We start from the raw sequence: 19,965 nt of genomic DNA on the forward strand, positions 1-19,965 counted from the left end.
TGCGACGCGGATCTACCTGCTTGCCGCTGTTCGACTTGCACTCTCATTACCTGAGAAACAGTCGAAATTGTTTCAGGGCGTCATCTTTGAGGCAACGCCTTGCGGGCAATCAGACCGCGCGATAGGAACTTTTGTTGCCAAACAACAACAGATCCGTTGCTGTTACACACCATCCGCTCGTCGAAACGTTGTCGCTCGATGGCTAGCAATCCGTCCGACATGATCGTTGCAAGAGGTTACAGATTTCTTGCAGTCATAATCGTTTTTGTCATTTTTGCAACATTTACCCTTCGCCACAACACTCAAAAGGCAACCGCTAATGTGAAGTGAAGGCGGAACTTGCGATCTTCATGGCCGTAACCAACATCGATGCCAAGCGGCCCTGCCGGACTCTTCCACCTTCCACCAAGCCCGTAACCGAGCTTGAGTCGCATGTCTTTCCAGGTGTCCTTGGCATCTCCGGTATCGACAAAGGTGGCGACCCCCCAAGGTCCGCTGAGCCAGTAAACGTATTCCGAACTGAGCACCAACAGCGTCCTGCCGCCCACGATGGCATCGCCCTGCTTCACCCCGAGGCTCTGATAGTCGTATCCCCGCACGGACTGGGAGCCGCCGGTACGAAAGAGAAAATCCTGCGGGATGCCGCTGCTCGATGGCGCGATCGTGTAGCCGGTTTCGCCACGCACGATCAGCATGCCACTGGCACCGAGCGGCTGGTAATACTGCGCACGCCCGTACAGACGCAGAAAGTTCTGATCAGAGAGCAGCACGCGGGCCCCGCCACCGATCTGAAACCCCAGGCTGTAGCCATGTTGTGGATCAATGGGATTGTCCACCGTGCGCAGGTCCGCCCCATAGTTAAGGGTGAGAGCACTGCTGATCTGTTCTTCGGCCCCCTGCGGATGGGTGATCTCGCGCTGGTAGTTGAGGCTTGTACGTACCGTGGTTCGTTGAAGGGTGCGCATGCGCTGCACACCAATCGAAAATCGGGTTGTTTCCAGGTTCTCGATGTTTTCGGTCAGCATCGTGACGCCCAGCGCATCCCGGAAGCCCGAGGGCGTTTGCGGAAGGAATACGTCGGCAAACGCCGACTGGCGCTTTTCTTCCAGGCGCACAGAACTGTTGAGTTCCCAGGCCCGCGCAAAGAGGTTTGCGTCGCGATAGTTGAGTTCGGATCGCGCGCCGGTATTGCTGCTGTAGCCCACGCCCACGCCGAAACGCCGTGGCGTTGCCTCCGTAATCGCAATGCGCACCGGCGATGCAGCGGCCATGGCGGGATCACGATCGATTTCCACGATTGCGCCGGAGAAATAGGCGGTCCCCTGCAGCGCGTTCTGCAACGCAACAAGGCGGTCGTAGTCGTAGGGCTCGCCCTCTTGTAGCGTGTTGTAGCGCTCCAGCAAGGATCGGTCGTACAGCGCGAGACCCTGTACGTCGATTTTCCCCAGCCGGAAAGCCGGCCCCGAATCGATCACGACGAGGAGACGCGCTGCGCCGCGCTCAGGATCGATATCTACCGCTGAGTGCGCGATGCGTGCCGCGGCATAGTCGCGACTCGATACATCCGCAAGCAGCCTGGATTTGGCCGACGACCAGCCGGCCTGGGTAAACGGTGCCGACTCCGGGAGACTCCAGCCCGCAATCAACGCTGCGCGCCGTTTGCGGCTCACCTCATCATCAAGCGCAATCTCGCCCTCGAATCGGATCGACACCTCTTTGACCAGCGCTCGCCGCCCCACCTCGACGCGGATGGTGGCTACCTCTCCGGGCGGCTGTTCGACCTCCAGACGGGGCGAGAAATAGCCTTCCGTCTCGAGCAGTGCGGGGATTTCCTTCCGTGCGCGACGAATACGGGCGAGCGTGTCGCCCTCGTCTGACACCTGATCGGACTCCGCGTCGCCCGTCTGATCGCGATCGAATGCAGAAACGTGCTTCAGGATCAGGGGACGTACAGATCCAGGGGCGATCAACTGCAAGGGCGCGGCGCTCAGGCCAACGGCTGCCATGCCGAATGCAATCACCACCGCAAGCCGAGCGTAGCGGTTGATCCGCGTCGAGCGGACGGAGTTTCGGGCCGGGGTGAGAGCGAGCACGGGCGGATTCTAACCGCGCCACCCGCCACCGCGGCAGGTTCGGCTCAGGCTTCCGCGTAGTATTGGGCGACGCGCTCCACCTCGTTGCGAGACCCAAGCACAACCGGAATACGCTGGTGGAGTTGCTCCGGCTGCACATCAAGAATCCGTTGATAACCGGTAGATGCTGCCCCGCCCGCCTGCTCCACAATCATCGACATCGGGTTGGCTTCGTACATCAGGCGCAAACGCCCGGGCTTGCTCGGATCGCGCTTGTCGCGCGGATACATGAAGATGCCGCCGCGCGTCAGCAGCCGGTGTACGTCAGCCACCATCGACGCCACCCATCGCATGTTGAAGTCCTTGCCGCGCGGCCCCTCTTTCCCCGCCACCAGTTCGCCGATGTAGCGACGGATTGCGGGGTCCCAGAACCGGGCGTTCGAGGCATTGATTGCGTATTCACGCGTATCTTCGGGAATCCGCATGTCAGGGTTGGTGAGCACCCAGGTGCCGAATTCGCGATCGAGCGTAAATCCGACCACACCGTCGCCCACGGTGAGCACGAGCAGGGTCTGGGGGCCATACAGCGCATAGCCGGCGGCCACCTGCTGCGTGCCCGGCTGCAGGAAGGCACGTTCATCCGCTTCGGCGCCTTCGGGGCACCGCAAGACCGAGAATATGGTGCCGACCGAGATGTTCACATCGATGTTCGAGGAGCCATCGAGCGGGTCGAACAGCAGCAGGTATTCGCCCTTGGGGTAGCGGTTCGGGATCGCATACGGCAGCGGCATTTCCTCGGAGGCCATCGCAGCCAGATGCCCGCCCCACTCGTTGGAGAGCAACAGGATCTCGTTGGCGACCACGTCGAGTTGCTTCTGCGCCTCGCCCTGTACGTTGTCGGTACCCGCCTCGCCCAGCACGCCGGCGATCGCGCCTTTGCCGACGTTGACGCTGATCGCCTTGACGGCGCGCGCCACCACTTCGATCTGCAGGCGCAGATTCACTGGAATCCGTTGATGCTCGCGCTGCTGCTCGATCAGGTATTGCGTGAGTGTGACACGACGCATGGCTTCCCCCGTTTTGGACCGCGCACGAGACACAGGCACCAAGCAGCGATTCGACCCCCCGATCGAACTGCAGCCCATTCAGAATGCACCCCTGTCACCCGGCACGATTTCGATTGTGCGGTGCAATTATCCGGCGCGCCCCGGCATCGGAACATTAGAGCGACTACCTATCCGCGCAGGCTGCTCGACCAGCGGCGGGTACAATCGCCTCTCACGGCGGGACGAAGAAACCCCGCGCAAGAACGGTCACATGAGAATTGTCATAGTCGGCGCCGGACTCGAAGGCGTAGTCAGCGCGTGGTATCTGGCAAATAACGGCCATGAAGTTACTGTCGTGGAGCGCCGCGAGGGGCCAGCCCTGGAGACGAGTTTCGCCAACGGCGGCCAGGTATCGGTGAGCCACCCCGAACCATGGGCCAACCCGCGCGCGCCGATGCAGATCCTGCGCTGGCTCGGACGCGAAGATGCGCCTTTGCTGTTCCGCATGCCCGCCGAATGGGCGCGCTGGCGCTGGGGCATGGCCTTCCTGCGCGAATGCACGCCGGGGCGGACCCGGCGCAACACCGAAGCCATCGCCCATCTGGCGGCATATAGCCTGCAATGCCTGCGAAGCCTTCGGGCCGAAGCGGGGCTCGAATACCATGCCGAGCGCCGCGGAGTGCTGCATCTTTTCTTTGACCGCGACGAATTCCGACGCGCGCCGCAGCGCGCCATCGAACTCAAGCGCTGCGGTTTACACGCAGCGGTCGTGACTACCGCCGAGTGCATTGCGCTCGAGCCTGCACTGCAGGCGTGCAAGGACAGGCTTCTTGGCGGCCTGCATGGCCAGGACGACGAATCCGGCGATGCCCACCTGTTCGCCGAGCGACTCGCCGATCGACTCGCCTCCCGAGGTATTCGCTTCATCTACTCGACGACGGTAGCGGCGGTCACGCGAGACGGCGACCGCGTCAGTGGCGTTCGCCTCGTCACTGCGGACGGCGAAGACACTGCGCTCAGTTGCGACGCGGTCGTAGTCTGCGCCGGCCCGTGGAGCGAACAACTCCTCGCCCCCTTCGGGCTGCGCCTTCCGATCTACCCGGTGAAGGGATACTCGGTGACCCTGCCGGTCGTCGATGAGGCGCGCGCACCGCATGTCAGCCTTACCGACGAGACGCGACGGATCGTCTGCTCGCGATTGGGCGATCGCCTGCGTGTCGCCGGAACAGCCGAGTTGAATGGCTTCGACACCGCACCGAACCCGGCCCGCACCGCATCACTGCTGCGCTGGGTGGAAACGCACCTGCCGGGCGCGACGGATACGACGGCGGCAGAGGTCTGGAACGGGTTGCGCCCCGCTACGCCGAACAACCTGCCGCTGATTGGCGCGACCCCACTGAAGGGGCTGTGGCTCAACACCGGACACGGCACTCTGGGCTGGACGCTTGCCTGCGGCTCAGGGGCAGCTCTGGCCGACCTGATTGCGGGGCGCAAGCCACAAGTCGCAGGCTTCCCCTTCAGCTAGCACGCGGGGTTAACGCATCATGCCGGGCAGCATGCCCTTCATCGAGCGCATCAGCTTGCCCATGCCGCCCTTGGAAAGCTGCTTCATGACTTTCTGGGTCTGTTCGAACTGGTTCAGCAGGCGGTTGACTTCCTGCACCTGAACCCCGGCGCCCGCAGCAATGCGACGCTTGCGGCTGGCCTTGATCAGTTCCGGCTTGCCGCGCTCATTCGGCGTCATCGAATTGATGATGCCTTCGATGCGGCGGATCGCCTTCTCCTCGACACCGCCCTGCAATTGCGAAGCGGCCTGCGCAAACTGAGCGGGCATCTTGTCCATCAGCGACGACAAGCCCCCCATCTTGCGCATCTGCGAGATCTGGTTCTTGAAGTCGTTCAGATCGAAGCCCTTGCCGCTCTTGAGCTTCTGCGCAAACGCTTTGGCCTGCTCCTCATCGACGTTCTGTCGGGCTTCTTCGACCAGCGAAAGAATGTCGCCCATGCCGAGGATGCGGCTGGCCATGCGATCCGGGTGGAACTCGTCGAGCCCGGTGAGTTTTTCGCCCACGCCGGTGAACTTGATCGGTTTGCCGGTCACATGGCGCACTGAAAGCGCCGCACCGCCGCGTGCATCGCCATCGAGCTTGGTCAGCACAACACCGGTGAGCGGCAACGCCTCGTTGAAGGCGCGCGCAGTATTCACCGCATCTTGCCCAAGCATGGCATCGACCACGAACAGCGTTTCGATCGGGTTGATCGCGGCGTGCAGCGCCTTGATCTCGGCCATCATGGCTTCGTCGATCGCCAGACGACCTGCGGTGTCGACCAGCAGGATGTCGAAGTAGTGACGGCGCGCGTAATCGATCGCCGCGTTGGCGATGTCGATCGGCTTCTGTTCAATGTTTGACGGGAAGAACTCGGCGCCCGCCTGCTGCGAAACGGCCTGCAGCTGATCGATGGCGGCCGGGCGATAGATGTCGCACGATACCGTCAGAACCTTCTTCTTCTGCTTCTCGCGCAGCATCTTGGCGAGCTTGCCCACGGTCGTGGTCTTGCCTGCGCCCTGCAAGCCGGCCATCAGAATGATCGCAGGCGGTTGCGTTGCAAGATTTAGCGCCGATTGTGTACCGCCCATCAATTCGGCGAGTTCGCGATGCACGACGCCAACCAGCGCCTGGCCCGGTGTCAGCGATCCGATAACGTCCTGGCCAACCGCCTTTTCCTTCACCCGATTGATGAAGTCCTTCACGACCGGCAAGGCGACGTCGGCTTCGAGCAAGGCAAGCCGCACCTCCCGCATCATTTCGGAGATGTTGTCTTCGGTCAGGCGGGCTTGACCGCGCATGGTCTTGACGACCTTGGCAAGCCTTTGAGTCAGGTTATCGAGCATGGTCCGGGCGCAATCCGCGCCGTGTTGAGCACACGGCGCTTCGGGTAAACTGCAGAGATGCCCCCGATTCTACTTCATCTGCCCGCCGCCTCGATTTACGTGGGCTTGGCCCTCGTGTACCGGAAGCTGCAGGGGGAAACCACGCCTTCCCAGCGACGCTGGGCGAGTATCGCCCTTGCGCTGGCGCTGATCCTGCACGGGGCTGCGCTGGCCGACGACATCATGGACGGCGCCACGCCCCGATTCGGATTCTCGGCAGCGCTCTCGATGACACTCTGGCTGGCGTTGCTTTTCTATTGGATCGAGAGCTTCTTTACCCGACTCGAAGGCCTGCAGGCGCTGGCGATGCCAGTAGCCGCAGCGGCGGCATTGCTGCCCACCGCGTTTCCGAGCGAACACGCGCTTCCGGATACCGGATCGGTCGCGTTTCGCCTGCATTTTGTGGTAGCGATGCTCGCCTACAGCCTTTTCACTTTGGCAGCGTTGCACGCCTTGTTGATGGCGGCCGCGGAGAAGCAATTGCACAGTGCGCGGATGACCAAGGCGCTCGCCGCTCTGCCGCCGTTGATGACGCTTGAGAGCCTGCTGTTCAAACTGGTTGGCGCCGGCTTCGTCCTGCTGACACTTACGGTCGGATCGGGCGTGCTGTTCTCTGAAGCACTGTTCGGCAAGCCAATCTCGTTTTCGCACAAGACAGTCTTTGCCATCGCCGCGTGGCTGCTGTTCGGCATCCTTCTAGCCGGGCGGCGACTCTGGGGGTGGCGTGGTCGCCGTGCGTTGCGCCTCACGTTGGCAGGTTTCACTTGCCTTTTGCTGGCGTACGTCGGCACCCGATTCGTTCTCGAAGTCCTGCTCGGTCGCCCTTGAGCCGACGCGCGGATTGACGCCAGCGCACGCGACCGGCACTCTGCGTATCAGTTCAACGCACGCGACTTCACTTGGATTCAATACCTTTATCCGGACAGCTCGGCCTTCTGGCCGCCCTGTTGGTCATTTCGGGCTTCTTTTCGCTGTGCGAAACAGCGATGATGGCCACCAATCGCTACCGTCTTCAGTCATCGGCCGCGGCCGGCCATCGCGGCGCGGCACTGGCGCTCGCGATCCTTGCCCAGACCGATCGTTTTCTCGGGACGGTGCTGCTGTTCAATAACCTGGTCAATGCCGCAGCGGCGACGCTTGTCAGCGTCATCACGATTCAACTTTTCGGTGACAACGAATGGGCGCTCGGTCTGGGGACCCTCGGCGTCACATTTCTGATTCTGGTTTTCTCAGAAATCACACCAAAGGTCATCGGCGCCAATTACGCCGATCGCCTCGCGCCCAACATCGCGTTTGTGCTGGGCCCGCTGATGCGGGGCACGCGCTGGCTGGTCGCGAGCCTGAACGTTTTTGTGTCGGCGTTGCTTCGGCTAGCCAGGCTTGAACGTGGTGGCACCGAGGGGCCGCCACGGCTATCGATGCAGGAATTGCGCACGCTGGTGCTGGAAGCCGGGCATTTCATCCCGTCCAAACACCGGACGATTCTGCTCAATCTGTTCGAACTCGAATCCATCACAATCGAAGACGTGATGACGCCGCGCGGCAAGATCGAGGCGGTTGACCTGAGCCTGCCCTTGGCCGACATCCGGGAACGGCTCGCAACGGCCTATCACACGCGGCTGCCGGCCTTCGTTGGCGATCCAAACGACGTTGTGGGAATCCTGCACATCCGCCGCATGCTCAATGCAGTGATGGACGAAAACCTCACGGTCGCACGTTTGCAGGAATTGTGCTCAAAACCCTATTTCATTCCCGCCAGCACGCCGGTCTATTCGCAGCTGCAGTTCTTTCAGGAGAACCAGCAACGATTGGGGGTCGTAGTCGATGAATATGGTGAAGTCCTCGGCTTGGTCACGGTGGAAGACATCATCGAGGAGCTCATCGGCAAATTCACGACCAGCCTTCAGGATGAATCGGCGAGTCTGCGGTGGGGCGAAGATGGCACCGTCGTCATTGACGGGGCGCGAACGATCAGGGAACTGAACCGCGCACTGGGCCTCAACTTTCCGACGGACGGGCCGAAAACGTTAAACGGACTGCTGCTGGAATATTTGCAGGACATTCCGGAATCCGGCTTGTCGGTAAAGATTTGCGGCACTCCGATCGAGGTGGTCCAGACGCATGACCGACGTGTTCGGACGGCGCGCCTGTTCCGCACGGCGAACCCGGCGTAGACCCGCGCCGGGCGCGGCTTTACAAGGCGTATGAGCTAGCGCATGATCGCGCACCGGTCGATTTTCCTTGTCGAGACAGCAGTTTCATGGTTGCTAATCCCCAGCAAATTGCATTGAGCGGGCTTGCCCGGGCCTTGGTGCAAAACGGTCGAATGACCGAAACACAAGCGACCGAGATCGCCGAACACGCACGAACGTCAAAACTGCCTTTTGCGGCCGAACTGGTGCAGCGAGGCGGAATGAGCGCGCGCGACCTTGCGCGCTTTTGCGCGGAAACCTTCGGCTTTCCGATGCTCGACATCGGCGCATTTGACGAGAACCAGATTCCACGAGAGGCCATCGACAGAAAACTGATTGGGCAGCATTCGGTGGTCCCGCTTGCGAAACGAAACAACAAGTTGACGGTTGCGATTGCCGACCCGACCAACCTTCGTGCGCTGGATGAAATCCGTTTTCAGACCGGTCTCGCGGTCGATGCCATCATTGTCGAAGTCGACAAGCTGCTGAAACTGGCCCAGAAGCTCGGCGAAACAACCAACGAAGCGCTCTCCAACCTCACCGGCAACATCGATGAGGAACTTGGCGAGATGGCCGATGCCGAAGCAGGCGCCGCCGAGGCCGACACTGCGGGTAGCGCGGACGTTGATGACGCGCCGGTCGTCAAGTTCATCCAGAAGATCCTCGTCGATGCGATCAATGAAGGCGCATCCGACATCCATTTCGAGCCCTACGAAAAGTATTACCGCATCCGCTTCCGCACGGACGGCATCCTGCGTGAAGTGTCGCAACCGCCCCTGGCGCTGCGCGAAAAGATCGCCGCACGGATCAAGGTGATCTCGCGACTGGATATTTCGGAAAAGCGCATACCGCAAGACGGCCGCATGAAACTCAAGCTTTCTGCGACCAAGGCGATCGACTTCCGGGTGAGCACACTTCCCTGCCTTCACGGCGAAAAGATCGTGATGCGGATTCTCGATCCAAGCTCCGCAATGCTCGGGGTCGACGCGCTCGGTTACGAGCCAGAGCAACGCAAGGCGCTTCTCGATGCGGTGGAGCGCCCCTACGGCATGGTTCTGGTCACCGGGCCAACCGGTTCGGGAAAGACCGTTTCCCTGTACACCTGCCTGAACCTGCTGAACAAACCCGGTGTAAACATCTCGACAGCAGAAGACCCGGCGGAAATCAACCTGCCCGGGATCAATCAGGTCAACGTCAATGACAAGGCCGGACTGACCTTTTCGGCCGCGCTGAAATCGTTCCTGCGGCAAGATCCGGACGTAATCATGGTCGGCGAAATCCGCGACATCGAGACAGCCGAAATCTCGATCAAAGCGGCGCAGACCGGCCACCTAGTGCTGTCGACGCTGCACACGAACGATGCGCCGACCACCTTGGAACGGTTGAAGAACATGGGCGTTGCGCCGTTCAACATCGCGTCGAGCGTCATCATGATCACGGCCCAGCGCCTAGCGAGGCGTCTTTGCTCTTGCAAGCGACCGATCGAAGTGCCGATCGAGGCTTTGCTGCAGGCAGGCTATACCGACGAGGATCTGGACGGTTCCTTCGAACTCTACGGCCCGGTTGGCTGTGACCGCTGCAAGGGGACAGGGTACAAGGGGCGCGTCGGCATCTATCAGGTCATGCCAGTCGGCGACGAGATCGCGCATATAATTATGACAAACGGCAACTCGATCGATATCGCTGCGGAGGCCCAACGCCAGGGCATACGTGATTTGCGCCAATCGGGGCTACTAAAGGCCAAACAAGGGGTGACTTCCCTTGCAGAGGTTCTGGCATCCACCAACGACTGATAACAGGGCAGGCAGATGGCTACAGCAGCAAGAACAGTCCGCAAGCCAGCAGGCAGTGGAGAAAGCGTCTTCACCTGGGAAGGCAAGGACAAGAACGGCCGTGTCGTGCGTGGTGAAACTCGAGCGGGCAGCGCCTCGATCGTTCAGGCCAATTTGCGCCGTCAAGGCATCAGCAATGCCAAGGTCAAAAAACGCTCGTTTTCAAAAGGCGGCAAGGTTACCGACAAGGACATTGCGCTGTTCACGCGACAGCTCGCAACGATGCTGCGTTCCGGCGTCCCGCTCTTGCAGACCTTCGACATTGCCATCAAAGGCGCTTCAAATCCGGCCCTCGCACGGCTTCTGAACGAAATCCGCTCAGACATCGAGAGTGGCGCCGGCCTTGCAAACGCGTTCCGCAAGCACCCGGTGTATTTCGACTCGCTGTACGCCAACCTGGTGGCGGCCGGCGAGCAATCTGGCGCGCTGGACGCGTTGCTCGACCGCCTCGCGACTTACAAGGAAAAGATCCTTGCAATCAAGAGCAAGATCAAAGGCGCCCTGTTCTATCCAATTTCGGTCGTTGCTGTCGCATTCGGCGTTGTAGCAGTCATGATGCTGTTCGTGATTCCGCAGTTCAAATCGGTATTCACGAGCTTTGGCGCGGAATTGCCGGCACCGACGCTCCTCGTCATGTCGATGTCGGACTTCTTCATCGCATACTGGTACCTCGTCTTTGGGGGCATATTCGGGGCGATTGCGGGGCTCACGTTTGCCTACAAGCGCTCGCCTCAAATGCAGTTCACCATGGACCGCCTGATCCTGCAGTTTCCCGTGATCGGCGCCATCATCCGCAAGGCAACCGTTGCGCGCTGGACAAGAACCTTGGCAACAATGTTTGCAGCCGGGGTGCCTCTGGTGGAAGCGCTGGATTCGGTGGGCGGCGCTGCCGGCAACCGGGTGTATGAACTGGCGACGAAGCAGATTCAGAACGAAGTCAGTACCGGCACCAGCCTCACGATTTCGATGCAGAACTCGAACGTATTCCCGACGATGGTGGTTCAGATGGTTTCGATCGGAGAAGAGTCGGGCCAACTGGACTCTATGCTTGGCAAGGTCTCCGACTTTTTCGAACGCGAAGTCGATGATGCCGTGGATGCGCTGTCGCAACTGCTTGAACCGCTCATTATTGTTTTCCTCGGCACGGTGGTTGGTGGTTTGGTGGTGGCAATGTATCTGCCAATCTTCAAGCTCGGCCAGGTTGTGTGACGCACAGGCAGGAGTCTGACGATTCATCCGACTATTCTTCAAGGCTGGACGCCGGACGCTTTCGTCGTCGTTGCAAGCATTCTGGGACTGTGTGTTGGCAGCTTCCTGAATGTCGTCATTCACCGACTTCCGAAAATGATGGAGCGGGAATGGCATGAGCAAGCGGCTGAACTGCGGGGGGAGGCGCCGCCCGAAGGAGATCCGATCTCCATTGCACGGCCGCGCTCCCGCTGCCCGCACTGCGGCACCCAGATTGCGAGCTGGCAGAACGTCCCCCTCCTGAGTTATGCCCTATTGGGCGGCCGCTGCGGACATTGCAAGGCGCCAATCGGGCTGCGATATCCGTTTGTCGAAATTCTCGGGGGACTTGCCGGCGGATTTGCCGCGTGGCATTTCGGTTTGAGCTGCGCGGCGGCCGGGGCAATGATCTTCAGCTGGGCAATGCTTGCTCTGACCTTCATCGATCTCGATACACAACTGCTGCCCGACTCGATCACCCTGCCGCTGCTTTGGATCGGACTGATCCTCAACATACCCGAAACCTTCGTTGCGCTCGAATCGGCGGTTCTCGGTGCAGTGATCGGCTATCTTGCGCTGTGGTCGGTCTATTGGGCCTTCAAACTCCTGACCGGCAAGGAGGGGATGGGCTTCGGGGACTTCAAGCTGCTTGCCGCCATTGGCGCCTTTGTGGGGTGGCAGCAGTTGCCTTTGGTTATTCTGGTTTCTTCCGTGATAGGCGCCGGCGTCGGCATTGCGCTGATCGTATTGGCGAAACATGGCCGCAGCACGCCTATCCCGTTCGGCCCTTACCTGGCGGGCGCTGGTCTCGTCGCGCTTTACTGGGGGCCGGCCTTGACACAGCGTTACCTCAGCCAAGTCTGAACGGTCGCAGTCACGCGTCTTTTCCGCCGCGAATTGGCGCGCGGCGCCGCGCTTGCAATATGCGCGGACGCCCACATATGCCCCAAAGTCCCGTGCAACACGCCGGCGCGAGCATTCACCGCCCGGTTGCGCTAGAATTTTGGGCTTGATTTTCAGGAGCTTAGCCATGCCGATCTACGAATATCGCTGCGCGGATTGCGGGCATCAGAAAGACGTACTCCAGAAAGTGTCGGATGCTCCGCTCTCGACCTGCCCGGCCTGTGGGCACGAATCCTTTGGCAAAGCACTGACGGCCGCCGGATTCCAGCTCAAGGGATCCGGCTGGTATGCGACCGACTTCAAAGGCGGTAGCACCACCGCCACCGCAAAGACTGAAGCTGCTGCGAGCGAGACCGCAAAACCGGCTGGCTGCGGCGGCAACTGCGCCTGTCACTGATGCCGTTCAAGAAATACCTCATTGCTGGCTTGCTTGTCTGGGTGCCACTGACCATCACGGTCTGGGTGCTGCACTTGATTGTCGGTACGCTCGATCAGTCCTTGCTGCTGCTGCCTTCCGAATGGCGCCCAGCGCACCTGATCGGCGTAGATATTCCGGGCTTCGGAGCAATCCTGACCCTGCTGGTGGTCGTGATGACCGGCGTCGTCGTTGCCAACTACTTCGGGCAACGCGTGATCGGGTTCTGGGAGAGCCTGCTTGCACGCATCCCGGTCGTGAAGTCGATCTACTCGAGCGTCAAGCAGGTCTCCGACACCTTGTTCGCGCCGAACGGCCAGGCCTTCCGGAAAGCGCTGCTGGTGCAATACCCGCGCGAAGGCAGCTGGACGGTAGGCTTCTTGACCGGCGCACCGAGTACTGAAGTTGCACGGCATTTGCCCGGTGAACACGTCAGCGTTTATATCCCGACCACACCGAACCCGACTTCGGGATTCTTCCTGATGATGCACAAGGAGGCCGTGGTCGAACTCGAAATGAGCGTCGACGACGCACTCAAGTACATCATTTCGATGGGTGTCGTTGCGCCGGGCGTTACGAACTCAAACTCGAAGCGCTAACAATGCTTGCTGCTTCCGATTTCCGCACCGGGGCTGCCTGTTTGAATCCCCAAGACGGGATTTCAAACGTGGGCGCAAATACCCCTGGGCCACACGCACGAAATCGGGTGGGCTGAACGTTTGGCACCTGTTCAGCCCTGAGCGTCCCTTCGACGCACGAAGCGCCCCATGACAACCAACACGCCCTGATCCCGGCGTGAAAACGAATCAGAAAGACCGGAGTTCCCGATGCGTACCTGTTATAGCGGCCAAGTGAGTGCCGCCCACCTTGACCAGATTGTCACCCTCACCGGCTGGGCCCATCGTCGTCGCGACCACGGCGGCGTGATCTTCATCGACCTGCGTGACCGCGAAGGCCTCGTGCAGGTCGTCTGCGACCCTGACCGTGCAGACACCTTCAAGATCGCCGAATCCGTGCGCAACGAGTTCTGCCTGAAGGTCGTCGGCAAGGTCCGTCGCCGACCGGAAGGCACCACCAACGCCAACCTCGTCTCCGGCGAGGTCGAGGTGCTGTGCCATGAGCTGGAAGTGCTCAACCCGTCGGTCACGCCCCCGTTCCAGTTGGACGACGACAACCTCTCTGAAACCGTGCGTCTGACGCACCGCGTGATGGATCTGCGCCGCCCGTACATGCAGAAGATCATGCAACTGCGCTACCGCACTGCACGAGCCTTCCGCCGCTTCCTCGACGATCAGGGCTTCATCGACATCGAAACGCCGATGCTCACCAAGAGCACGCCGGAAGGCGCACGCGACTACCTGGTGCCGAGCCGTGTCCACGACGGCCAGTTCTTCGCGCTGCCGCAATCGCCCCAGCTCTTCAAACAGATGCTGATGGTCGCGGGTTTCGACCGTTACTACCAGCTGACCAAGTGCTTCCGCGATGAGGACCTGCGCGCCGACCGCCAGCCGGAATTCACGCAGGTTGATATCGAAACCTCCTTCCTGACCGAGACCGAGATCACGGCGATCATGGAAGAGATGTTCCGCACCGTGTTCAAGGAAGCGGCCGGCATCGAACTACCGAACCCCTTCCCGCGCATCAGCTACGCCGAAGCAATGGCGAAGTACGGCTCCGACAAGCCCGATCTGCGCGTCACGCTGGAACTGGTGGATGTCGCCGACGCGCTGCAGGATGTCGCATTCAAGGTCTTCGCCCACGCCGCTGCCGACCCCACCTGCCGCGTCACTGCGCTGCGCATCCCCGGCGGCGCGGCACTGTCGCGCGGCGAGATCGATGGCTACACCGAGTTCGTCAAGATCTACGGCGCCAAGGGCCTTGCCTACATCAAGGTCAACGATGTCACGCAACCGAACGAGACCGGCCTGCAGAGCCCGATCGTCAAGAACATCCACGAGCAAGCGCTGCGCACGATTCTTGAGCGCACCGGCGCGCAGTCGGGCGACCTGATCTTCTTCGGTGCCGACAAGGCAAAGATCGTGTCGGACGCTCTGGGTGCGCTGCGCATCAAGATCGGCCACGAGAAGGGCCATGTCGATGGCCGCGCATGGGCCCCTGCGTGGGTCGTTGACTTCCCAATGTTCGAGTACGACGAAGACGAGAAGCGCTGGAACGCCTGCCACCACCCCTTCACATCGCCGAAGGACGAGCATGTCGACCTGCTCGCCACCGACCCCGGCAAGTGCCTCGCCAAGGCCTACGATCTGGCGCTGAACGGCTACGAAGTAGGCGGCGGCTCCGTGCGTATCCACCGTGAAGACGTGCAGTCCAAGGTCTTCTCGGCGATCGGCCTGACCAAGGAAGAAGCCGAGTTGAAGTTTGGCTTCCTGCTTGACGCGCTGCGCTACGGCGCGCCGCCCCACGGCGGCCTCGCGTTTGGCCTCGACCGCGTCGTGATGCTGCTCGCGGGCACCGATTCGATCCGCGACGTGATTGCGTTCCCGAAGACCCAGCGCGCGCAATGCCTGCTCACCCAGGCCCCGAGTCCGGTCGACGAGAAGCAGTTGCGCGAGCTTCATATCCGCCTGCGTAACGTCCAGCCGGCCACCTGACGGACATTCCGCCGATCGCGCAAGGCCCCAAAACGGCCGCGCCTCCTCCGGGAGCGCGGCCGTTTTCATTTGGCTCGCACTCAGGGGACTTCAACCCGAGATGCAAAGAACAGCGCGCCCGCCTCAAGCTGATTGGGTTCGGTGCCGTTGACCCGTCCACTTGAGCGGGGGATGGAGCATGGCGGGCAAGGTCGAGGATCTCACCGTCCTCGTGGTCGAAAACCAGAGCAACATGCGCACGCAATTGCGCAACATGCTGGCGATGTGCGGCATCGTCAAGCTGCAGGCTGCGCAGAGCGCGGGCGCCGCGATCCGCAAGCTGCGCGACGAGACCTTCGACATCATCCTATGTGAATACCACCTCGGCGAAGGCCAGGACGGCCAGCACTTTCTGGAAGACATCCGCAGTCACCACCTGATTCCGCTGTCGACACTGTTCATCATGGTCACAGGTGAGCGCAGTTACGAGCGCGTCGTCGGCGCTGCCGAACTGGCGCCGAACGATTACATCCTCAAGCCCTTTGCGCCGGAGCTGCTACGCACCCGGCTGGAGCGCGCACTGAACAAGCGCGAGGCGTTCATGGCCGCATGGCAGTTGGTCGAGGCCGGCAACGCGGCAGATGCGATCGCGGCGTGCGAGGAAGGCGAGATCAAGTACCCCGTATACGCCATCGACTTTCTGCGCCTGCGTGCCGAACTGCTCGCCACAACCGGGCGCGCGGAAGAGGCGCAAGCCGTCTACGAAAAGGTGCTGGAGCGGCGCGCCGTACCCTGGGCGCGCCTGGGACTCGCGAAGGCGTTGTTCATGCGCAAGCGCTTTGAGGATGCGGAGCAACTGCTTGTCGCGCTGCTTAACGAAAGCGACGAATACCTCGACGCATGGGACTGGCTCGCGAAGACACGAGAAGCGGTCGGCGCCCTGAAGGAAGCGCGCGAGGCCCTGGAAAAAGCCTCGTCGCTCTCGCCGCACACCTTGCGGCGAATGCGTCACATTGGCGAAGTATCGCTGGAACTCGGCGATCTGGAATCTGCCGAGAAGACACTCAACGAGGTCGTCCGACGTGCCAAGTACTCCGATTTCCGCGATCCGGAAGACCACGTGAGGCTGGTCAAGGCTCAACTGGGTGTCGGCGCTGCGGACCGTGCCAGCGCAACGATCCGCGACCTGGAAAAGTCCATGCAGGGACTGCCGAAAACCGAACTTTGCAAGGCGCTGTCGTCGGCAATGGTTTTCACTCAGCAGGGCGACAAGTCGCGGGCAACGGAGGCGGCCGAACGCGCCGTATCGCTGCTGGATTCACGCCTTGGGGCGACGACGAATCTGAAGAAGGATCTCGCGAAAGTCTGCATCGAACACAAACTCGACAGTCAGGCCGCTGACGTGGTCATGGACATCATGCGCCATGCTGCCGACGATGCCGCGGTAGACGACATCACCAAGATGCTGGGTGATCTTGGGCGACCAGAGCTTGGGGCTTCGCTGGCGCAGCAGATGAAATCCGAAGTGAAAGACATGATGGGCGAAGGCGCGCGCATGGCACAGCGTGGCGACTACGAAGGCGCCGTGACCCACATGCTGGAAGCGGTGCGGCGCATGCCAGGCAACACCATGGTGACCTACAACGCCGCGCTGGCCTTGCTCAAGTACATCGAACACAGCGGTTGGGACGCGCACTATGCGGAGCAGGCGCGTGGCCTGATCGAGCGCATCCAGCGCAGCGATCCGGGCAACCCGAAGCTCGGCGCCCTGCACCTCTACTTCGACGGCCTTGCCAAGCGATTCGGCGCGCGTGCCGCCAAATAGGCATGCGTTGTAGCGGCGAAAGAAGCGTCACCTCAGCCTGATACACTCGGAGCGCACATTCCCTGCGAGGTAGGTTGATGGCGCCAGGCTTCTTCAAGGTACTTGTCGTTGCGGCGGCCTTAGCTGTCGCCGGCGTGGCCAGCGCGCGCACTGCGCCGGCGCTCGGCGACATTCAGCAAGCGGATCTGCCCCCCGAAGCACGCCAGACGCTCAAGCTGATTGAGCGCGGGGGGCCGTTCCCGTATCGCCGCGACGGAATCGTCTTTCAGAATCGGGAAGGACGCCTGCCGTATCGCGATCGGGGTTGCTACCGCGAATACACCGTCCCGACACCCGGCGAGCGAGATCGGGGCGCCCGACGCATCATCAGCAGTTGCGATGGTCCGCGCTACTACACCGGCGACCACTACCGCAGTTTTCAGAGGATTCGACCGTGAGCCCATTTCAGGCCTCTGCCGGACTCAATGGCGTGTTCCGCTGCACCACCGAGCAGGCAACGGCACTCCAGCGCGCCGCCGAACAACGGCGCTACATCACCGCCGCCATCGATCTGCCTCGCGACGTCAGCCCACCAACGATTTTCGAGGGATTTGCGTCCGCGATGCGCTTCCCCGAGTGGTTCGGCAACAACTGGGATGCGTTGGCGGACTGCCTGTCGGATCTGAGCTGGCTCGACGAAGAGGGTTACCTCATCATCCTGCGCGGCTGCGGTCGTGCATTTCCGAAACACGAAGGCAACTGGGCGATGCTGATGGACATTTTGAAGGAGTCCGCCGCGTTCTGGCAGCGCGAAGGCGTCCCGTTCTGCGTGCTGGTGGACGAAGGCCCCCAGGACTTGCCGCCGCTTCCGATCACATGAACTACAAAACGCCTGTCTCGGTCCTCGTCGTCATTCACTCCGCAGCGCTCGAAGTGCTGCTGATCGAACGCGCCGCGCACCCCGGATACTGGCAGTCGGTGACCGGCAGCCAGGAAGGCGATGAAACGCTGCGCGAGACGGCCGTGCGTGAAGTCGCAGAGGAAACCGGCATCGTGGCCGCAGCCGATGCGCTTGTCGATTGGCAACTGAGCCAGCAATACGAGATTTTCCCGCAGTGGCGCCATCGCTATGCCCCTGGCGTCACACACAACACCGAACACGTCTTCAGTTTGTGCGTTGCGCGCGACACGCCGATCGTGCTGGCCCCCGACGAGCACCGTGCGTGGCGCTGGCTCCCCTGGCAGGAAGCCGCCGAAGCCTGTTTCTCATGGAGCAACCGCGACGCAATCCTCGCCCTGCCGACACGGCTGGCGACGGATTAGTCCGTTCGAGGCAGCCGCTCCCTAGCTTCAGCCTCGCGTCTCGCGCACGGTTGACGGGAAGCAACATCTTCAGAATAAGACTTTGCATTCAATGCCTTACCCCCTAGATTGGAAGTAGGGGCTGGGCCTTCAACGGCCGTTTCCCCTCAACTCAACGGAGGTAATCATGGCAAATCTGCTCAGGCACGATCCGCTGGACGACCTCTTCCGCGGCTTCTTCGTACGCCCGGTTGAGTTCGCCCAAACTCCCGACGCGCCGAGCATCACGCTCGACGTCAAGGAAGGGCCCGAAAGCTTCACGGTCCATGCCGAACTGCCCGGCATGAAGAAAGACGACATCCATGTGCATATCGACGGCGCCATTGTCTCGATCAGCGCCGAGCGCAAGGGTGAAAAGGAAATCAAGGATGGCGAAAAGGTGCTTCGCACCGAACGTTACTTCGGCAAGGTCAGCCGCAGCTTCCAGCTCGGCACCGACATTGACGACGCACGCGCCATGGCGAAGTTCAATGACGGCGTCCTTGAACTGACCTTGCCCAAGAAGGCCACCACCCAGGCGCGCCGCCTGACGATCAACTGACCTTCATCGCTTGAAACACTCACGGCGAAGGGTCTATGCCTTTCGCCGTTTTTCTTTGCGCTAAACTTCCGGCGTTTGTCCGCTCACTGGAATCTTCATGTCCGACCTCGAATCCCTCGCCCCCGCGCTCAAAGCGAGCGTGCTCGCCGAAGCCCTGCCCTACATCAAGCGCTTCTTCGACCGGACCATCGTGATCAAATACGGCGGCAACGCCATGACCGACCCGATGCTCAAGGACTGCTTCGCACGTGACGTCGTGCTGCTCAAACTCGTCGGCATGAACCCGGTCGTCGTCCACGGCGGCGGACCGCAGATCGACGATCTGCTCAAGCGAATCGGCAAGCAAGGTCAGTTCATCCAGGGCATGCGCGTCACCGACGAAGAGACCATGGATGTCGTCGAGATGGTGCTCGGCGGGCACGTCAATAAGGAAATCGTGAACCTGATCAACCGCCACGGCGGCAAGGCGGTCGGGCTGACCGGGCAGGACGGCAACTTCATCCGCGCCCGCAAGCTGCTGATGCCGAACAAGGACAAGCCGGAAGAGATGATCGACATCGGCCTGGTCGGTGAAATCACATCGATCGACCCGAGCCTGATCAGCTTCCTCGACCAGGGTGACTTCATTCCGGTGATCGCCCCGATCGGCGTCGGCGAAGACGGCGAAACCTACAACATCAACGCTGATGTCGTTGCAGGAAAGCTCGCCGAGATCCTCAAGGCTGAAAAGCTGGTGCTGCTCACCAACACCCCCGGCGTACTCGACAAGGAAGGCACACTGCTGACCGGCATCACGCCGCGAGAAATCGACGAAATGGTCGCCGACGGCACACTCTCAGGCGGCATGCTGCCCAAGATCCACTCGGCCCTCGAAGCCGCCCGCAACGGCGTGCGCTCGGTACACATCATCGACGGCCGCGTCGAGCATTGCCTGTTGCTCGAAATCCTGACCGACCATGGTGTCGGTACCATGATCAAGAGCCATTGACCGCACTGCGCGGCGCCGGCGAGATCATGCTGGACGCCGCCGCGAGTTCCCCTTTCGCCG

General features: G+C 61.3%; 18 protein-coding genes. 15 read left to right on the forward strand and 3 right to left on the reverse strand.

What is annotated here, in order from left to right; genetic code table 11:
* Positions 1-302: 302 nt before the first annotated feature.
* Together GGR36_RS22250 and GGR36_RS08155 are read right to left on the reverse strand one after the other, a co-directional pair.
* Entirely contained in the window at positions 303-2,093 is a 1,791-nt protein-coding gene (locus tag GGR36_RS22250) for a BamA/TamA family outer membrane protein (protein WP_183634112.1), read from the reverse strand.
* Positions 2,094-2,137: 44 nt separating this feature from the next.
* Entirely contained in the window at positions 2,138-3,139 is a 1,002-nt protein-coding gene (locus GGR36_RS08155; RefSeq protein WP_183634113.1) for a class 1 fructose-bisphosphatase, read from the reverse strand.
* 250 nt (positions 3,140-3,389) lie between these two features.
* Here GGR36_RS08155 and GGR36_RS08160 point away from each other — a divergent pair, with 250 nt between their 5' ends.
* Entirely contained in the window at positions 3,390-4,643 is a 1,254-nt protein-coding gene (locus GGR36_RS08160; protein WP_183634114.1) for a D-amino acid dehydrogenase, read from the forward strand.
* A 9-nt stretch (positions 4,644-4,652) separates the two neighbouring features.
* Here the strand turns inward: GGR36_RS08160 and ffh are convergent, their stop codons facing one another.
* On the reverse strand, positions 4,653-6,011 hold the full coding sequence (ffh, locus tag GGR36_RS08165) for a signal recognition particle protein (protein WP_183634115.1): 1,359 nt from the start codon (positions 6,009-6,011) through the stop codon (positions 4,653-4,655).
* A 57-nt stretch (positions 6,012-6,068) separates the two neighbouring features.
* On the opposite strand from ffh, the gene GGR36_RS08170 reads away from it, so the two are divergent.
* The 14 genes from GGR36_RS08170 (at position 6,069) to argB (ending at position 19,905) form a co-directional block, all read left to right on the forward strand.
* Positions 6,069-6,878 (forward strand): cytochrome C assembly family protein, encoded by an 810-nt coding sequence (locus GGR36_RS08170; RefSeq protein WP_183634116.1) that lies wholly within the window; start codon positions 6,069-6,071, stop codon positions 6,876-6,878.
* 119 nt (positions 6,879-6,997) lie between these two features.
* Complete coding sequence (locus GGR36_RS08175) at positions 6,998-8,224, forward strand: HlyC/CorC family transporter (RefSeq protein ID WP_276509994.1); 1,227 nt, start codon at positions 6,998-7,000, stop codon at positions 8,222-8,224.
* An 86-nt stretch (positions 8,225-8,310) separates the two neighbouring features.
* A complete protein-coding gene (pilB, locus tag GGR36_RS08180; protein WP_183634118.1) occupies positions 8,311-10,035 on the forward strand; it encodes a type IV-A pilus assembly ATPase PilB in 1,725 nt (574 codons plus the stop codon).
* Between the two features lie 15 nt (positions 10,036-10,050).
* Positions 10,051-11,283 (forward strand): type II secretion system F family protein, encoded by a 1,233-nt coding sequence (locus tag GGR36_RS08185; protein WP_183634119.1) that lies wholly within the window; start codon positions 10,051-10,053, stop codon positions 11,281-11,283.
* 33 nt (positions 11,284-11,316) lie between these two features.
* Positions 11,317-12,165, forward strand: coding sequence for a prepilin peptidase (locus tag GGR36_RS08190; protein ID WP_183634942.1), 849 nt, complete (start codon positions 11,317-11,319; stop codon positions 12,163-12,165).
* A 166-nt stretch (positions 12,166-12,331) separates the two neighbouring features.
* Positions 12,332-12,601: an FmdB family zinc ribbon protein gene (locus GGR36_RS08195; protein WP_183634120.1), complete on the forward strand. Its 270-nt coding sequence runs from the start codon at positions 12,332-12,334 to the stop codon at positions 12,599-12,601.
* Positions 12,601-13,218 carry a DUF502 domain-containing protein gene (locus GGR36_RS08200; RefSeq protein WP_183634121.1) on the forward strand — a complete coding sequence of 206 codons (618 nt, stop codon included), beginning with the start codon at positions 12,601-12,603 and terminating at the stop codon, positions 13,216-13,218. Before GGR36_RS08195 ends, GGR36_RS08200 begins: the two co-directional genes overlap by 1 nt.
* A 228-nt stretch (positions 13,219-13,446) precedes the next feature.
* On the forward strand, positions 13,447-15,231 hold the full coding sequence (gene aspS, locus GGR36_RS08205; protein ID WP_183634122.1) for an aspartate--tRNA ligase: 1,785 nt from the start codon (positions 13,447-13,449) through the stop codon (positions 15,229-15,231).
* 178 nt (positions 15,232-15,409) lie between these two features.
* Entirely contained in the window at positions 15,410-17,035 is a 1,626-nt protein-coding gene (locus GGR36_RS08210; protein ID WP_183634123.1) for a response regulator, read from the forward strand.
* 77 nt (positions 17,036-17,112) lie between these two features.
* Positions 17,113-17,472 carry a guanyl-specific ribonuclease gene (locus GGR36_RS08215; protein ID WP_183634124.1) on the forward strand — a complete coding sequence of 120 codons (360 nt, stop codon included), beginning with the start codon at positions 17,113-17,115 and terminating at the stop codon, positions 17,470-17,472.
* The gene (locus GGR36_RS22095; RefSeq protein ID WP_338086641.1) at positions 17,469-17,894 is read left to right on the forward strand and encodes a barstar family protein; all 426 of its coding nucleotides are present in this window, start codon (positions 17,469-17,471) and stop codon (positions 17,892-17,894) included. The genes GGR36_RS08215 and GGR36_RS22095 overlap by 4 nt, the downstream gene beginning before the upstream one ends.
* The gene (gene nudB, locus GGR36_RS08225) at positions 17,891-18,337 is read left to right on the forward strand and encodes a dihydroneopterin triphosphate diphosphatase (RefSeq protein WP_183634125.1); all 447 of its coding nucleotides are present in this window, start codon (positions 17,891-17,893) and stop codon (positions 18,335-18,337) included. Before GGR36_RS22095 ends, nudB begins: the two co-directional genes overlap by 4 nt.
* 166 nt (positions 18,338-18,503) lie before the next feature.
* Positions 18,504-18,917, forward strand: a complete 414-nt coding sequence (locus tag GGR36_RS08230) for an Hsp20/alpha crystallin family protein (protein WP_183634126.1) — start codon at positions 18,504-18,506, stop codon at positions 18,915-18,917.
* Between the two features lie 97 nt (positions 18,918-19,014).
* Positions 19,015-19,905, forward strand: a complete 891-nt coding sequence (gene argB, locus GGR36_RS08235) for an acetylglutamate kinase (protein ID WP_183634127.1) — start codon at positions 19,015-19,017, stop codon at positions 19,903-19,905.
* The last annotated feature ends 60 nt before the right edge of the window (positions 19,906-19,965 follow it).

It is taken from the genome of Niveibacterium umoris (assembly GCF_014197015.1).
In the GTDB taxonomy this organism is placed as follows: Bacteria; Pseudomonadota; Gammaproteobacteria; order Burkholderiales; family Rhodocyclaceae; genus Niveibacterium; species Niveibacterium umoris.

Excerpts from the sequence above, each read along its gene's own strand:
- GGR36_RS08170 (WP_183634116.1), top strand. The coding sequence starts at position 6,069 with ATGCCCCCGATTCTACTTCATCTGCCCGCCGCCTCGATTTACGTGGGC.
- GGR36_RS08200 (WP_183634121.1), top strand. The coding sequence starts at position 12,601 with ATGCCGTTCAAGAAATACCTCATTGCTGGCTTGCTTGTCTGGGTGCCA.
- GGR36_RS08155 (WP_183634113.1), bottom strand. The coding sequence starts at position 3,139 with ATGCGTCGTGTCACACTCACGCAATACCTGATCGAGCAGCAGCGCGAG.
- argB (WP_183634127.1), top strand. The coding sequence starts at position 19,015 with ATGTCCGACCTCGAATCCCTCGCCCCCGCGCTCAAAGCGAGCGTGCTC.
- GGR36_RS08210 (WP_183634123.1), top strand. The coding sequence starts at position 15,410 with ATGGCGGGCAAGGTCGAGGATCTCACCGTCCTCGTGGTCGAAAACCAG.
- GGR36_RS08195 (WP_183634120.1), top strand. The coding sequence starts at position 12,332 with ATGCCGATCTACGAATATCGCTGCGCGGATTGCGGGCATCAGAAAGAC.
- ffh (WP_183634115.1), bottom strand. The coding sequence starts at position 6,011 with ATGCTCGATAACCTGACTCAAAGGCTTGCCAAGGTCGTCAAGACCATG.
- GGR36_RS08215 (WP_183634124.1), top strand. The coding sequence starts at position 17,113 with ATGGCGCCAGGCTTCTTCAAGGTACTTGTCGTTGCGGCGGCCTTAGCT.
- nudB (WP_183634125.1), top strand. The coding sequence starts at position 17,891 with ATGAACTACAAAACGCCTGTCTCGGTCCTCGTCGTCATTCACTCCGCA.
- GGR36_RS08230 (WP_183634126.1), top strand. The coding sequence starts at position 18,504 with ATGGCAAATCTGCTCAGGCACGATCCGCTGGACGACCTCTTCCGCGGC.
- pilB (WP_183634118.1), top strand. The coding sequence starts at position 8,311 with ATGGTTGCTAATCCCCAGCAAATTGCATTGAGCGGGCTTGCCCGGGCC.
- GGR36_RS08160 (WP_183634114.1), top strand. The coding sequence starts at position 3,390 with ATGAGAATTGTCATAGTCGGCGCCGGACTCGAAGGCGTAGTCAGCGCG.
- aspS (WP_183634122.1), top strand. The coding sequence starts at position 13,447 with ATGCGTACCTGTTATAGCGGCCAAGTGAGTGCCGCCCACCTTGACCAG.
- GGR36_RS08185 (WP_183634119.1), top strand. The coding sequence starts at position 10,051 with ATGGCTACAGCAGCAAGAACAGTCCGCAAGCCAGCAGGCAGTGGAGAA.